The organism is Maribacter sp. MS6 (genome assembly GCF_056839185.1).
Window position 1 is genome coordinate 3,337,729 of sequence record NZ_CM166389.1, and the last position, 14,297, is coordinate 3,352,025.

Genomic DNA, 14,297 nt, shown 5'->3' on the forward strand with positions numbered 1-14,297 from the left:
TTTTTAGTGTTTACGTTCTTCTATTAATATAATTCCAGGGCCTTGGCCTGCTGTAGTAAATCTACCATATTATCAACGTTTAATTTTTTCATTAAACGTGCTTTGTAGGTACTCACTGTTTTTTCATTGAGATTTAACCCTTGGGCTACCTCTTTATTACGTTTTCCACTTGCTAATAGTTTCAAAACCTCTACCTCTCTGGTAGATAATTTGCGGAAGAATCTTCTTGGTTTTTTTGTTCCCTCGTCAAAAGCTAACCTTTGGGCTAACTCATTGGTGATGAACATACTACCCTCGCTAACTTTTTTAACTGCTGATAGTATGTATTCCGTGTTGGAGGATTTGGATAAATACCCGAATGCTCCGGCTCGGATAGCACTAAGTGCATATACATCTTCAGATTGCCCACTGTACATAAGGACTTTTACATCTGGATATTCTTTTTTAATTTTTCGTAGCGCGGCGATTCCGTTTATTTCCGGAATATCCATTTCTAACATGACAACATCGGGAGTAACATTTTCCAGTTTTTTAAAAAGTTCCTCGGTAGTCGAAACATCTTCTACCATTTCAAATCCTGCTTCGGACTCAAGAACTTGGCGTACACCCATTCTAATTATTGGGTGATTATCCGCTATTAAAACTTTAATCATTATGTAGGTTTTTCAAGACTAATAGTATAACTGTCAAATGTACGAATTCGTACATGCAATGTAAGACTATTAAATCTTATTTCGAAACCAAAGTTCTATTATTTCCTAATAAATGTAACAATTTGATAGGGTTTATTCGATTTAGCTACCTGATTGTTAGGTGAGTGGTTTATTTTAACGTATTCGGAATCTTGCAAATAGGAATGGGTACCATCTTGTGTTGGTTTATTCCGTTGAAACGCATAAATATGGAAAAAACCTCTTTTTGTCTCCCGCTAAAATCATTTTCGGTTTTTCCTTGGTCCTTCATTTGCATAGCCCATTCCAATTCGGGATACGAAGCTCCAATCTGATCTTCGTCTGTGCGATCGTCTCCCCAGAGTCCGTCAGTAGGTGCGGCTTTTATAATTTCTTCGTTTACCCCAAGTACATTTGCAATTACATACACCTCGGATTTCAGTAGGTCTGCAATCGGGCTTAAATCTACGCCTCCATCGCCATATTTAGTATAAAAACCAACCCCAAAATCTTCAACCTTGTTACCCGTTCCTGCTACAAGGTAACGCTCTAGCGCTGCAAAATAATATAAACTGGTCATACGTAATCGGGCACGGGTATTCGCTAAGGACATAAATCTGTCCTCTTCGTTAGCCACGGAAGGGAGGGTGGACACTAGACTATCGAAAACAGGTGTAAGGTTAACTTGTTGTCTTCTTACATTACTAAACTGTTTTTGAAGCCAGCCGATATGACGTGAAGCACGATCGATCTGGTTCGGAGCTTGGTGGATAGGCATTTCCAAACAAAGGAGGTCTAATCCTGTTTTAGCACAAAGGGTAGAGGTTACCGCAGAATCTATTCCTCCCGAAATACCGATAACAAAGCCTTTTTGATTTGCATTGGTGGCATAATCTTTTAACCAAGAAACAATATAGTCTATTACTTTTTCCGTTTGCATAAGCGGGTCAATGTTTATAAATCGATTAACTTTGCCTTAAAAATAAGTCGTCCTAAGAGATTAAGAAAGTGAATTTCAAAAAAGCTGGTATGAAAAAACTCATTTTTACGATATTATCAAGTTCATTGTTATTTTTAGCTTGCAATGATAATGATAAGGTTGCAGAGGAAATCGATAAAATTCCATTGGAACTTGAAGTAGTACGCTTTGATCGTGAGTTTGCCACGGCCACACCGGCCAAATTACCGGAACTGCGTAAAGCATATCCGTATCTTTTTCCCGCTCCTGACAGTGTTTGGGTGGCTAAAATGAAAGATTCCCTGCAAATTGAGTTATTTCAAGAAGTAGGTAATGCCTTTAACAGTTTTACGGATGAGGAAGTTGGGCTTACACAGCTCTTCAAACATATTAAGTATTACTTTCCCGAACAGCCGATCCCAAAAGTTATCACGGTTACTAACGATGTGGATTATAATAACCGTATCATCCTAGCAGATACTTTGCTTTTCATAGGGTTGGATAATTATTTAGCGCCAGAGCACAGGTATTATGGGGGTTTTCAACGTTATATTGCTAAAACTTTGGATCGTAAGTATATGACTAGCGATGTCGCTAGCGCCTTTGCAAAAAGGGTAGTGCCAAAACCAAGAGATCGTACCTTTTTAGCTCGCATGATTTATTTTGGTAAAGAGCTCTATGTAAAGGATATGATTTTGCCAAATACAGCGGATACGGAAAAGATAGGGTATACCCAAGACGAGCTGGATTGGGCCATAGGCAATGAAGAACCTATTTGGCGTAATTTTGTGGAGCAGGAGTATCTGTACAGTACAGATAATAAATTGAATGCTCGCTTTTTGGATCCAGCACCATTTTCCAAATTTGGTTTGGAACTGGACAATGAATCTCCAGGAAGACTAGGTCGGTACATTGGTTGGCAAATAGTTAGGGCATTTATGGATAAGAACGAGATTGGATTAAAGCAGTTACTTACCATGCCTGAAGAAGAAATATTTAAAAAATCGAACTACAAACCTAGGAATTAGATGGCAGATTTACATACTTCAGAAATAACTTTACGTGTGGGATTGGATGATAATCGTGTACCAGAAAAACTATCATGGTCTGCTCAGGACGGGGGCATAGACAATGAGGACGCCAAAGCGATGTTACTCTCAGTATGGGACAGCAAAAATCAAGAATCTTTAAAGATAGATTTATGGACAAAGGACATGCCCGTAGATGAAATGAAAACGTTTTTTCACCAAACCTTGGTTTCCTTATCCGAGACATTCATGAAAGCGACCCAAGATGAAAAGATGACCGCTACCATGAGGGATTTTTGTGATTATTTTGCGGAAAAATTAGATTTAAAGCAGTAATATTCTCGCCTGTTTTCTAAAGCTATTTAGATATACAGCATATGGAATTGAAAAACATATTTGATTCTATTCTTTTTTAAGAGACTATTTCTTTTGAAAAGCGATGGGTAAAAGGAGATAACGCTACTAATTTTAAGAGTGGTAGCGCAAGTGTATTAGTGTTAAGATTGTTATAAACAATATTACATTGTTCAAACTTTTGATATATTCGTTAAACAATTCTAACTCAAAAGTTTGTTATGAAGGCATTATTAGGTACGGTAGCTTGCGTTTCCCTTATTTTTTTATTCTCGTTTAAACCTAACGTTGACGAATTTCAAGGGCAGGCTTTTTATTTTTCAAAATCTAAGATGGAGCTTGGCAGCTGGGGAGCTCGAATGAGCGAAGCGCAAAAAAAGCAAGTACAGGCACGGTTAAAGAATAGGTTGGAAAAAACCTACATTCTAAGCTTTAACAAGGAAGAATCTTTATTTGATGAGGAAGAGAAGCTAGATGCTATTTCAGGTGCTACAGATTCTTGGGGAAATAATTTTTCCAGAGGTGAGCAATACAAGAATATAAAAGAAAATACCTTGGTCCAAAGTCAGGAATTTTATGGGAAACGTTTTCTGGTAAAGGATAAATTACAGGAAATTTCGTGGGATATGGGTAAGGAATCTAAGCAGATAGGACAATATCTTTGTTTCAAGGCAACCGCGTTAGTGCCAACAAATGAGTTGGCGTGGTTCGATTTTTCTTGGAGCGATTTAAGAGGGCAAAACAATACTGCACCAACTGATGCTACAACTGTTGAAACGTTGGAACCTGAGGTGAAAATGACCGAAGTAGAGGCTTGGTATACACCTCAAATACCGGTAAGTCATGGGCCTGCGGAATACTGGGGGCTTCCAGGTCTAATTTTGGAAGTAAGCGCAGGTGGCACAACCATGCTTTGCGCCAAAATCGTAATGAATCCTAAGGAGAAAATTAAAATTGAGGCTCCGGATAAAGGAAAGGAAATCACAAAAAGCGATTACCAAAATACCATTCAGACTAAGATGCTCGAAATGAGAAACAATAGAGGAAGAAGAAGAAACTAAACCGCTCTTAATTTCCTAACGTACTGCATTCCAATATCCAAAAATGAAAAAAATAGCTTCTTTACTGCTACTTATGGTAGCCAGCATTTCCTTTGCCCAGGTGAAACTAGAGGGGATGGTTTCCGATAGCTTAAAGGTGCCATTTGAATCTGCCAATGTCATTGCAATAAATCAAGCTACAAGTGGACTTGAGTCTTATGGTATTACAGACCCACAAGGAAAGTACAAGCTTGAGCTCGGTGCAAACGGGACCTACGAAATACAAGTGAGTTACGTGGGTATGACCACCTATAAAGAAATTCTAACAATAAAAGAAGCTGATATCGTTAAGGATTATATACTTCAACCAGAGAATGCTTTAGATGGAGTAGAGCTCATTTATGAAATGCCCGTAAGTATACAAGGAGATACGGTTGTTTACAATGCTGATTCTTTTAACACCGGTACGGAAAGAAAGCTCGAGGATGTACTCGAAAACTTGCCTGGAGTAGAAATAAATGAAGATGGACAAATAGAAGTAGAGGGAAAAGTGGTGAACAAGTTGATGGTGAACGGGAAGGATTTTTTTGACGGTGACACCAAGTTGGCCACGAAGAATATTCCATCCAAAGCGGTAGATAAAATACAGGTATTACGCAACTATTCCGAAGTAGGTCAAATGAGCAGTGTTCGTAATAATCAGGACAACGTTGCCTTGAACATTAAGTTGAGAGAGGGTAAAGAAAATTTTTGGTTTGGTGACGTAACGGCAGGTGCAGGTGCGGCACCGGATAATGAGCTTTACATTTTGCAGCCTAAACTCTTTTATTACAGTCCAAAATATAGTCTAAATTTCATTGGGGATTTAAACAATACAGGGGAGGTAGCCCTAACAAGAAGGGATATTAGGGGTTTTGGTGGCGGCTTTAGGGCGCCTAGCAACAGCAGCGGTACCAATATAAACTTAGGGGACAACAGCCTCAATTTTTTAACCTCCCAAGCAAATGCCATAGAAATAGAGAACAAGTTAGCAACAGGTAATTTTAGTTATTCCCCAAATAAAGGTTTAGATCTTAGCGGTTTTGTAATCTACAATAGTAGCCGTATTTTGTCAAGGGAAACAAGTTTTGTCCAATATACAAATCCAGATTTGGGTATTCCGGATGAGGCTACCGAACAATCTAGTAGGGAGCGTTCTAACCAAGCATTGGTGAAGCTAAGCGCATCGTATCAGCCTAATATCAATAACCAGTTGGACTACGATATTTTGGGAAGAATCTCTAATGACCGTCAGAACCAGAATAATTTCTCCTCTGTGATTGGGAATACAACTCAGCTGGAAGAGGTTACCCCGTTTAGTATCAATCAAAATATCAATTACTATTATACGCTTGGGGAAACTAACATTTTTGCTTTTGAAGCACAGCACTTGTTCAAAAACGAAGACCCTTTTTATAATGCGGTTGTGGAGAACGATCCGGATGGCGAAGATGCTTTTGATAGGACCGCAGATGCGCTAGGGCTCGATAATTCGGTATCTACTTATAATCTTGGTCAGAACAGGCGAATTATTTCCAACCAAGTAGATGCAAAATTGGATTATTATAAAATCTTGAATGGCAAGAGCAACCTAAACCTAACGTTGGGTACTATTGTAAGCCGACAAGAATTCAATTCCAATATTTTTCAATTTTTATTGGATGGGTCGCAATTTGATCCTACACCAACAATAAATAATGGTCTTGCCATTAATGATACGGAATATAATTTCAGTGATATTTATCTAGGATTACACTACAGGCTCAAGACAGGTATACTTACTATTACGCCAGGATTCTCTGTGCACGCCTACGGAAACAAGAACATTCAGTTTGGAGAAACTTTTGAGGATAACTTTTTTCGTCTTCTGCCCGATTTTGAAACGCGCATACAGTTCAAGAAAAGTGAGTCGCTCACCCTAAATTATGCTATGCGAAACCAATTTACAGATGTTACGCGATTGGCAGAAGGGGTAGTGCTTAATAATTTTAGTAGCATCCAATTTGGTACCCCCGATCTACAGAATGCCCTATCACATAATGTGAGTATGTTGTACAGTAGTTTTAACCTTTTTAATTATACCAATGTGTTTGCAAGGGCTGCGTATACCAGTAATATAGATCAAGTACGTAGTTTAACGAATTTTGACAACGTTATTAGAACCAGTACTTTTTTCAATTCCAATTTCGCCGATGAAAATGTAAGTCTTATTGGAAGGGTACAGCGAACCTTTGGTAAGGTTAGGGCAAGCCTTAACGCAAATTTTAATTACAGTAAAATCAATCAGTTTATTCAAGGGCAACAGTCTTTAAACGAAGGTTTTACACAAACGTACACGCCGGGCATACGTACAAATTTTAAAGTGGCGCCAAATATTAATCTTACATATCGCTACAGTGTAACCAATAATAATCAAGGGAGTCGTGAAACCACATTCGTTACCAACGCTCCTTCTATTGAATTTGACGCTTACATTTGGAAATCCGTTACTTTGCGAAGTAACTATACTTACACAAATCAAGATCTTGGAAATGGTAGTTCACAGTCTTTTCAAAACTGGGACGCATCATTGGCTTACAGAAAAGATAGGGATGCAAAATGGGAATATGAGTTAAAGGCTACCAATATTTTGGATATAGATTCCCAAGTGAGAAACAGCGCAAATGATATATCTGTGTTTACGGCTGAAACTTTTATTCAGCCTCGGTTTTTGACGTTCAGAGTTGTGTATACCCTTTGATAACGACTTCTATTTTAATTTTATAAAGCAACTTTGCTCTTTTCTAAATTTTAGAAACTCTATTTGATATGTCACAAAAACTTGTATTTATTTATAATGCAGATTCTGGCCTCCGAAACGCAATTGTAGACGGAGCCCATAAAATTCTGAATCCCGAATCGTATCGTTGTAGTCTTTGCCAACTTACTCATGGTACACTTTCCGAGAAGAAGGTGTGGCAAAGCTTCCGAAAAGATACCGAGGCCACGGGTACAAGGCTAGAATTTCTGCACAAGGATGAATTTGGAAAGGCGTACCGTTCAAAATTTGGTCATAAATTTACGTATCCTATTGTATTGATAGAAGGGAATAGTGGCTTTGAGATTTTAGTGCATACCCATGAATTGGACACCTTAACATCCCCTGAAGAACTTATTGGTCTAGTTAAAGAAAGATGTTAGCGTTCACGATTAGATTCAGTGGGTAATCAACAGATGTTCAATCAAATTTCGTTTTTGTTGCTGTGGAGCTGTAGTTGAGCAGCGGTATTGTTATTATCTGCAGACTGCTTAAGATATAAACAAGTTTGCGAACTTGTTGGTCATTTCACATCCAAGTCACCCACCTTGTTTTGCTCTAATGAAATCGGTATTAACAGCATCTATATAGGCTAAAACCTCTTCCCTGCCAATTGTTTTGCTGGATGAAGTAATAAAGAATTGAGGAGCTTCGGCCCAGCTGCCGAGTAGCATGTGGTCGATATAGCTTTTAGCGCTATGTTCCAAGGCTTTTGGCTTCAGTTTGTCTGCCTTGGTGAAAATTATTGCAAATGGGATTCCGTTTTCGCCCATCCATTCCATAAATTCCATGTCCACTTTTTGGGGCGGGTGTCTAATATCAATAAGAATAAAGGAACAAACCAATTGCTCGCGTTGCAGAAAGTAGTTGGTAATATATTTCTGAAAAATATTTTTGTCTCTTTTGGATACTTTCGCATAGCCGTAGCCTGGTAAATCTACTAAGAACCAGTTTTCGTTTATTTTAAAGTGATTTATAAGTTGGGTCTTTCCTGGTCTTCCAGATGTCTTTGCTAGGCTTTTGCGCTCGGTAAGCATATTGATCAAGGAAGATTTCCCTACATTAGACCGGCCAATAAACGCATATTCGGGAATAGGTTCCTTAGGGCATTTGGCAACATCGCTATTGCTCATTACGAATTCGGCGGATTTAATTTTCAAAACGGTAAGGATTATGCTATTCGGTACATTTTTAAACAGACAAAAGTTTATGGGTTAAGTTCAAAAAGCTTAGAACTCGCGCTTCTCCAACCATGCATTTAAAATTTTGTTGAACTCCTGAGGGTGTTCCATCATTGGCGCATGACCACATTCCTTGATCCAATGCAAATCGGAGTCCGGTAGTAGCTCGTGAAAAAGTTCGGCCACGTCAGGAGGAGTTACCGCATCGTTTTCCCCCCATATTATACAGGTGGGGGTATGCATACTCGGTAGGTCCTGCGCCATGTTATGGCGAATAGCGCTTTTTGCAATTGCCAAGGTTTTTACAAGTTTGATCCTATCGTTTACCGTGGCAAAAACTTCATCTACAATTTCTTTTGTAGCAACTGCCGGGTCATAAAAAACGTCTTGTGCTTTTTTCTTTATAAACTCGTAATCACCTCTTTTAGGATACCCATCGCCCATCGCGCTTTCGTAAAGTCCGGAACTGCCTGTAATCACTAGTGCCTTTGTCAATTCCGGATACATTTTAGTATGCAATAGGCCAATGTGTCCTCCGAGGGAATTTCCTAATAGAATCACGTCTTTTAAGCCCTTATACCGGATAAAACTTTCCACGTACTTCGCAAAATTCTTAACGGTGGTCTTGAGCATTGGCATATCATATATAGGTAACTCAGGAACCAATATCTTATAGCCCTTTTGTGGAAAATAGTCGGTTACACCATGAAAATTGCTTAAACCACCCATTAAACCATGAAGAATAACAATGGGGGTTCCTTCTCCTTTTTCTGTATACCTGAATTTTCCTTCTTTAATTAAATCGTCTTTCATTCAGTGTGGTGCTGGTATTTAGGCAAATATAGGCAATTCATACCATTCAAAATTCTCAAAATAATCCCATAAAATGCGTACTACTTACAAATACTAAAATGAAGTTCAAGTGTTTTTTTGGGGTAGAAAGTGTGTATTTGTGTGAGTTAAGGTGGAAAATTTATTAACAAAGTGGAGATTAGTGGAATTTTCTGGAAATAAAATCTATATATTTGAGTTATTATTTGCAAATAACACCAATTAAAGTGACCACAATAGTAGGACAACATGCATGCAAGGCAGATGCAAAGGGTAGGATAAATATCCCTACTGCCTTGAAAAACAAGCTGCTACCGTTTATGAACGATGAGTTTGTGATTAAGCGCGCTGTTTTTAAAGACTGCCTAGAACTACATCCTAAGGTCAAGTTTGATGAGGTGATGCGCAAGGTCATGAAGAAAGGTGGAAGGGGTAAACAGTTTGATCTTTTCTTAATGAAGTTTACCGCTGGATTAAAAGAGGTTCCTATTGATTCTGATACAGGACGATTGCAAATACCAAAAGACCTTTTTGAATTTGCTGGAATTAGTAAGGAGGTAATGCTTAACGCTCAGCATGATAAAATAGAGATTTGGGCTAAGGATAAATATGAGACCGTACTTGATTCTATGTCTGATGAAGAGTACGAAGCAATGGCTGAAGATATTTTTGATGCAGACGAGTGAGGCCTATCATAATCCGGTGCTGCTCCAGGAGTCTGTTGCAGGTTTGGCCATAAAAGAGAATGGGGTTTATGTTGATGTTACGTTTGGTGGAGGGGGCCATTCAAAAGAGATATTGAAACAGTTGGGAAGCGGAGGAAAACTCTTCGCATTTGACCAAGATGAAGATGCGCAGGCCAATGCTCTTGGAGATAAAAGGTTTGTTTTGATTGGGGAGAATTTCAGGTATATCACCCAATTTTTAAAGTTCTATGGCATTCGGAAAGTAGACGGTATCCTAGCTGATTTTGGGGTTTCCTCGCATCAGTTCGATAAGGCCGAACGTGGGTTTTCTACCCGTTTTGATGCCGATTTGGATATGCGTATGAGCAAACGTAATGAGCTGTCAGCTTATGATGTGGTGAACACCTATTCTTATGATGACCTTAGGAATTTGTTCTTTGCTTATGGTGATTTAAGAAATGCCAACGCCTTGGCAAAAGCAATTGTTGAGGGTAGAGAGGGTAAGGGAATTAAAACAACAGAAGAGTTAAAATTGACTTTGGACAGGTTGCTTCCGGAGCATAAAAGACATAAAATACTGGCACAGATCTATCAAGCGATTCGTATTGAAGTAAACCAAGAGATTGCCGTTATAGAGGAGTTTTTGGAACAAGTTCCTGGGTTGCTTGCAGAAGGAGGCCGGTTGAGTGTCATAAGTTATCATTCCTTGGAAGATCGTCTGGTAAAACGATTTATTCGCGCCGGTCAATTTAAAGGGGAACCAGAAAAGGATTTTTATGGAAATATTTCGGTGCCTTTGAAAAAAGTGGGGCCTTTAATAATTCCTTCTAAAGAGGAAATAGCATTAAATAATAGAGCGCGGAGCGCAAAACTGAGAATAGCGGAAAGATTAGCACAGGAATAATGAAAGTTAAAAAGGGCATATTGGATATTTTAAAAGGCAAGTTCTTAATCAGCGGAGATGCTCCTAAGAACTGGCTTTTTATCATTTTCGCCTCTTTCTTGGCGGCCGTTATGATTACAAGTTCCCACAGTGCCGATAAAAAGGTGCATAGGATCGCTGCTTTAAATGAAGAGGTACGTGAGTTAAGAAGCGAATTTGTAGACGCAAGGTCAGATGTACAGCAACTTAAGCTGGAGTCTACCATAACAACTACAGTTGCCGAAAAAGGGCTGTTTCCATCAGAAACTCCTCCACAAAAAATAAAGGTTATTTCTAAAACGCCTAAAGAATAGTTATGCCCGCAACCGACAAGAGCATATTAACGCGATTATATTTTGTAGCTGGCGCACTGGTGGTCTTTGCCGGGGCTATCCTGTTTAAGTTGGTTTCCATTCAGTTTGTAGAAGGTGAAAAATATATGGCTTTGGCCGAAACGAGAACGACCAGAATGTTTACTATTGCTCCCAACAGGGGCAACCTATATTCGGACGATGGTAGTCTCTTGGCCACCTCGGTATCCAAATATACGATTAGGTTCGATGCGGTTACGGTTTCGGATACCGATTTTAAGGAAAATGTAAAACCACTTTCGGACGCACTTGCCAAACTCTTTGGAAAAACATCTTCGCATTACCAGCAAATTTTAAGAAAAGCAAAGCAGAACAAGAACAGATATGCGCTAATTGCGCGTAATCTAGACTATTCCGACTATATCGCAGTAAAGAGTTTCCCTTTGTTCGAAAAAGGAGCGTTCAAGGGTGGATTAATAATAGAGCAAAAAACCAAAAGAGAACATCCACTAGGAAAGATTGCGGAGCGAAGTGTTGGTTATGAAAGGGTAGATGAAAACGGCTACCACACTAAAGTAGGTATGGAAGGTGCCTTTAGCGAATACTTAAGTGGTGTTGAAGGTCAGCGTTTAAAGCAAAAAATAGCAAAGAATCAATGGAAGCCTATTGGAACGGATAATATCGTAGAGCCTAAGGATGGATACGACGTGTATTCCACCATTGATATCAATATTCAGGATATAGCGCATCATGCATTATTAGGACAATTGGAGCGGTACAAGGCAGATCATGGAACTGTAATCGTAATGGAAACCAAAACTGGAGAAGTGAAGGCCATTGCCAATCTTGGTAGGACAAACGAGGGTAAATATTATGAGCGCTTAAACTATGCAATCGGAGAATCCCATGAGCCGGGTTCTACTTTTAAGTTGATGAATCTTGTTGCTGCCCTAGAGGATAAAGTAGCGGATACAAGTACTGTGATAGACACGGAAAAGGGTTCTTGGAAATTATATAAGCATAGAATAAGGGATACTAAAAGAGGTGGTCATGGTGAAATATCTGTAGCCAACGCCTTTGAAGTATCATCAAATATAGCCTTTGCCAAGATGATACATAATGGCTATAAGGATAATCCGGAAAAATATGTGAATAGGTTAATGAGTATGGGGCTTCATAAAGAGTTGGGCTTGCCGGTAAAGGGCGAAGGTGTTCCTGTGATTCGCTATCCTGGGGATAAAGGATGGTCCGGTCTTTCTTTGGCGCAGATGGCCTATGGTTATGAAGTGTCGTTAACGCCTTTGCAGACGTTGGCCTTTTATAATGCTATTGCTAATGATGGCGAGTTGATTAGACCAAGACTGATAAAGGAAGTTAAAGAGTGGAACAAGAGTATAAAGAAATTTGATAAAGAAGTATTGAATTCTGCAATATGTTCTAAGGAAACGGCACGTAAAGTAAGACAGTTGTTAAAAGATGTAGTTGAAAAGAAGAAAGGTACAGGTCATGGAATGTATTCAAGCAATTTTTCTATGGCGGGCAAAACCGGGACTACACAAACCAATTACGTGTCCAAGGATAAGGATAAGTACGAATATATTTCGTCATTTGCCGGTTACTTTCCAGCGGACAACCCTAAGTATTCCTGTATTGTAGTCATTCATAAGCCAGATAAAAGTGTAGGCTATTACGGAGCTGATGTTTCTGGTCCTGTTTTTAAGTCGGTTGCACAAAAAGTATATGCAACTTCTCCTTTAACGGATGAAATTGATATCAAAGATGACTATGGGAATGATTTGGAAAAAGCCTACCAAGGTTATTTTACACATGTACAAAAAGCGTATGCAAAAGTTCCAAATCTACATGGTATGTGCGGTATGGATGCCGTTGCAATGTTGGAGAACTTGGGGATAGAGGTTGAGGTGAAAGGGAATGGTAAAGTCTATCGTCAATCCATATCCAAAGGAACGGATATTAAAGAAGTGAAAAAAATAGTGTTGGAACTTTCATGAAGTTACTAAAAGACATATTATATGGAGTTAGCCTGACAGCGGTAAGTGGCACTACTAATTGTAGTGTCAACACCGTTCGTTTTGACTCCCGTATGGTTCAGATGGACGATGTCTTTGTGGCGATTAAAGGAACGCTTACAGATGGTCATAAGTACATAAGAAAAGCGATTGATTTAGGAGCTAAAGCAATTATATGCGAGCAGCTTCCGGAAGATTTGGTTAATGAAATTACCTACGTGGAGGTAGCTAACGGGAATAGTGCACTCGCTATAATGGCTTCTAATTTTTATGGAAATCCGTCTAAGAATTTAAAATTGATAGGAGTTACCGGAACCAATGGTAAGACCACGGTAACCAGTTTATTGTATCAGCTTTTTAAGAAGGCGGGCTATAAGGTAGGTTTGTTGTCCACCATTAAAATTATGGTAGATGATACCGAGTATGAGACTAAGCATACGACACCGGATGCCTTGGTGATTAACGAGCATTTAAGTCTAATGAACAGTGCCGGTGTAGAATTTTGTTTTATGGAGGTAAGTTCCCATGGAATCCATCAAAAAAGAATAGAAGGGTTAGTTTTTGAAGGCGCAATTTTCACCAATCTGTCGCATGATCATTTAGATTATCATAACACTTTTGCCGAATACAGAGATACTAAAAAGATACTGTTCGATACGCTTTCTAAAAAAGCGTTCGCCCTCACCAATATAGACGATAAGAATGGTTTGGTAATGCTACAAAATACCAACGCCAGAAAATATACCTACGCCCTAAACAACTATGCCGATTATAGGGCGCAGATTTTGGAAAATCAGTTCGATGGTCAGCTCTTGAAGGTGAATGATAATGAGTTATGGACCAAATTAATTGGTCATTTTAATGCCTATAACATGCTGGCAATTTATGCCACGGCAGATTTGTTGGGCTTGGAAAATTTAGAAACCCTACGATTATTGAGCGAGCTTGATAATGTAGATGGCAGATTTCAATATTACATATCAAAACAGAAAATTACGGCTATTGTTGATTATGCCCATACGCCGGATGCTTTAAAAAATGTGCTTGAGACCATCAACACATTGAGAACTGGAAATGAAAACGTCATCACCGTTGTGGGGTGTGGTGGCGATAGAGACAGATCAAAGCGTCCGGTAATGGGCAATATCGCTGGGGAAATGAGTAACAAGGTCATTTTTACCTCCGATAATCCAAGAACCGAATCGCCTTCAGCTATTATTTCGGAGATGGAATCTGGCGTGGAGCCGCAGCATGTCAACAAAATATTGGCCATTGAGAATAGAGAGCAAGCGATCAAGACCGCGTGCCAACTAGCTGCTGCTAATGATATTATCCTAGTGGCCGGCAAGGGTCATGAGACGTATCAAGAGACGAATGGAAAGCGAATAGATTTTGATGATTTTAAGATTGTAAAAGAAGTTTTAAAAGGATTAAACAAATAATCAAGGC

The 14,297-nt window shown here is 39.1% G+C and carries 14 protein-coding genes; 10 read left to right on the top strand and 4 right to left on the bottom strand.

Annotation, left to right across the window (positions count from 1 at the left end):
- Window positions 1-23 precede the first annotated feature (23 nt).
- Window positions 24-653 carry a response regulator gene (locus tag MS6x_RS14585; protein ID WP_482603201.1) on the bottom strand — a complete coding sequence of 210 codons (630 nt, stop codon included), beginning with the start codon at window positions 651-653 and terminating at the stop codon, window positions 24-26.
- Window positions 654-822: 169 nt separating this feature from the next.
- Window positions 823-1,611 carry an NAD(+) synthase gene (gene nadE / locus MS6x_RS14590; protein WP_482603202.1) on the bottom strand — a complete coding sequence of 263 codons (789 nt, stop codon included), beginning with the start codon at window positions 1,609-1,611 and terminating at the stop codon, window positions 823-825.
- Window positions 1,612-1,700: 89 nt separating this feature from the next.
- On the opposite strand from nadE, the gene gldB reads away from it, so the two are divergent.
- From gldB to MS6x_RS14615, 5 genes are all read left to right on the top strand, one after another.
- Window positions 1,701-2,657, top strand: coding sequence for a gliding motility lipoprotein GldB (gene gldB / locus MS6x_RS14595; RefSeq protein WP_482603203.1), 957 nt, complete (start codon window positions 1,701-1,703; stop codon window positions 2,655-2,657).
- On the top strand, window positions 2,658-2,993 hold the full coding sequence (gene gldC / locus MS6x_RS14600) for a gliding motility protein GldC (protein ID WP_482603204.1): 336 nt from the start codon (window positions 2,658-2,660) through the stop codon (window positions 2,991-2,993).
- 239 nt (window positions 2,994-3,232) lie between these two features.
- Complete coding sequence (locus MS6x_RS14605) at window positions 3,233-4,072, top strand: GLPGLI family protein (protein WP_482603205.1); 840 nt, start codon at window positions 3,233-3,235, stop codon at window positions 4,070-4,072.
- Between the two features lie 43 nt (window positions 4,073-4,115).
- On the top strand, window positions 4,116-6,830 hold the full coding sequence (locus tag MS6x_RS14610; protein WP_482603206.1) for a carboxypeptidase regulatory-like domain-containing protein: 2,715 nt from the start codon (window positions 4,116-4,118) through the stop codon (window positions 6,828-6,830).
- Between the two features lie 68 nt (window positions 6,831-6,898).
- Complete coding sequence (locus MS6x_RS14615) at window positions 6,899-7,270, top strand: GTPase (RefSeq protein ID WP_482603207.1); 372 nt, start codon at window positions 6,899-6,901, stop codon at window positions 7,268-7,270.
- A 156-nt stretch (window positions 7,271-7,426) separates the two neighbouring features.
- Here MS6x_RS14615 and yihA read toward each other — a convergent pair whose 3' ends face one another.
- Both yihA and MS6x_RS14625 read right to left on the bottom strand, forming a co-directional pair.
- Window positions 7,427-8,047, bottom strand: a complete 621-nt coding sequence (gene yihA / locus MS6x_RS14620; RefSeq protein WP_482603208.1) for a ribosome biogenesis GTP-binding protein YihA/YsxC — start codon at window positions 8,045-8,047, stop codon at window positions 7,427-7,429.
- A gap of 69 nt (window positions 8,048-8,116) precedes the next feature.
- On the bottom strand, window positions 8,117-8,881 hold the full coding sequence (locus tag MS6x_RS14625) for an alpha/beta fold hydrolase (RefSeq protein WP_482603209.1): 765 nt from the start codon (window positions 8,879-8,881) through the stop codon (window positions 8,117-8,119).
- Between the two features lie 245 nt (window positions 8,882-9,126).
- On the opposite strand from MS6x_RS14625, the gene MS6x_RS14630 reads away from it, so the two are divergent.
- Genes MS6x_RS14630 through MS6x_RS14650 form a run of 5 tightly spaced genes read left to right on the top strand, consistent with a single transcriptional unit; the run spans window position 9,127 to window position 14,290 of the window.
- A complete protein-coding gene (locus MS6x_RS14630; protein WP_482603210.1) occupies window positions 9,127-9,585 on the top strand; it encodes a division/cell wall cluster transcriptional repressor MraZ in 459 nt (152 codons plus the stop codon).
- Complete coding sequence (gene rsmH, locus MS6x_RS14635) at window positions 9,572-10,489, top strand: 16S rRNA (cytosine(1402)-N(4))-methyltransferase RsmH (protein WP_482607176.1); 918 nt, start codon at window positions 9,572-9,574, stop codon at window positions 10,487-10,489. The genes MS6x_RS14630 and rsmH overlap by 14 nt, the downstream gene beginning before the upstream one ends.
- Window positions 10,489-10,821, top strand: coding sequence for an FtsL-like putative cell division protein (locus tag MS6x_RS14640; protein WP_482603211.1), 333 nt, complete (start codon window positions 10,489-10,491; stop codon window positions 10,819-10,821). Before rsmH ends, MS6x_RS14640 begins: the two co-directional genes overlap by 1 nt.
- 2 nt (window positions 10,822-10,823) lie before the next feature.
- On the top strand, window positions 10,824-12,830 hold the full coding sequence (locus tag MS6x_RS14645; protein ID WP_482603212.1) for a penicillin-binding protein: 2,007 nt from the start codon (window positions 10,824-10,826) through the stop codon (window positions 12,828-12,830).
- Window positions 12,827-14,290: a UDP-N-acetylmuramoyl-L-alanyl-D-glutamate--2,6-diaminopimelate ligase gene (locus MS6x_RS14650; RefSeq protein WP_482603213.1), complete on the top strand. Its 1,464-nt coding sequence runs from the start codon at window positions 12,827-12,829 to the stop codon at window positions 14,288-14,290. Before MS6x_RS14645 ends, MS6x_RS14650 begins: the two co-directional genes overlap by 4 nt.
- Window positions 14,291-14,297: the final 7 nt, after the last annotated feature.

What these genes read in the sequence shown, in the direction of transcription:
- MS6x_RS14585 (WP_482603201.1), bottom strand. Translation starts at nt 653, where the DNA reads ATGATTAAAGTTTTAATAGCGGATAATCACCCAATAATTAGAATGGGT.
- nadE (WP_482603202.1), bottom strand. Translation starts at nt 1,611, where the DNA reads ATGCAAACGGAAAAAGTAATAGACTATATTGTTTCTTGGTTAAAAGAT.
- gldB (WP_482603203.1), top strand. Translation starts at nt 1,701, where the DNA reads ATGAAAAAACTCATTTTTACGATATTATCAAGTTCATTGTTATTTTTA.
- gldC (WP_482603204.1), top strand. Translation starts at nt 2,658, where the DNA reads ATGGCAGATTTACATACTTCAGAAATAACTTTACGTGTGGGATTGGAT.
- MS6x_RS14605 (WP_482603205.1), top strand. Translation starts at nt 3,233, where the DNA reads ATGAAGGCATTATTAGGTACGGTAGCTTGCGTTTCCCTTATTTTTTTA.
- MS6x_RS14610 (WP_482603206.1), top strand. Translation starts at nt 4,116, where the DNA reads ATGAAAAAAATAGCTTCTTTACTGCTACTTATGGTAGCCAGCATTTCC.
- MS6x_RS14615 (WP_482603207.1), top strand. Translation starts at nt 6,899, where the DNA reads ATGTCACAAAAACTTGTATTTATTTATAATGCAGATTCTGGCCTCCGA.
- MS6x_RS14625 (WP_482603209.1), bottom strand. Translation starts at nt 8,881, where the DNA reads ATGAAAGACGATTTAATTAAAGAAGGAAAATTCAGGTATACAGAAAAA.
- rsmH (WP_482607176.1), top strand. Translation starts at nt 9,572, where the DNA reads ATGCAGACGAGTGAGGCCTATCATAATCCGGTGCTGCTCCAGGAGTCT.
- MS6x_RS14640 (WP_482603211.1), top strand. Translation starts at nt 10,489, where the DNA reads ATGAAAGTTAAAAAGGGCATATTGGATATTTTAAAAGGCAAGTTCTTA.
- MS6x_RS14645 (WP_482603212.1), top strand. Translation starts at nt 10,824, where the DNA reads ATGCCCGCAACCGACAAGAGCATATTAACGCGATTATATTTTGTAGCT.
- MS6x_RS14650 (WP_482603213.1), top strand. Translation starts at nt 12,827, where the DNA reads ATGAAGTTACTAAAAGACATATTATATGGAGTTAGCCTGACAGCGGTA.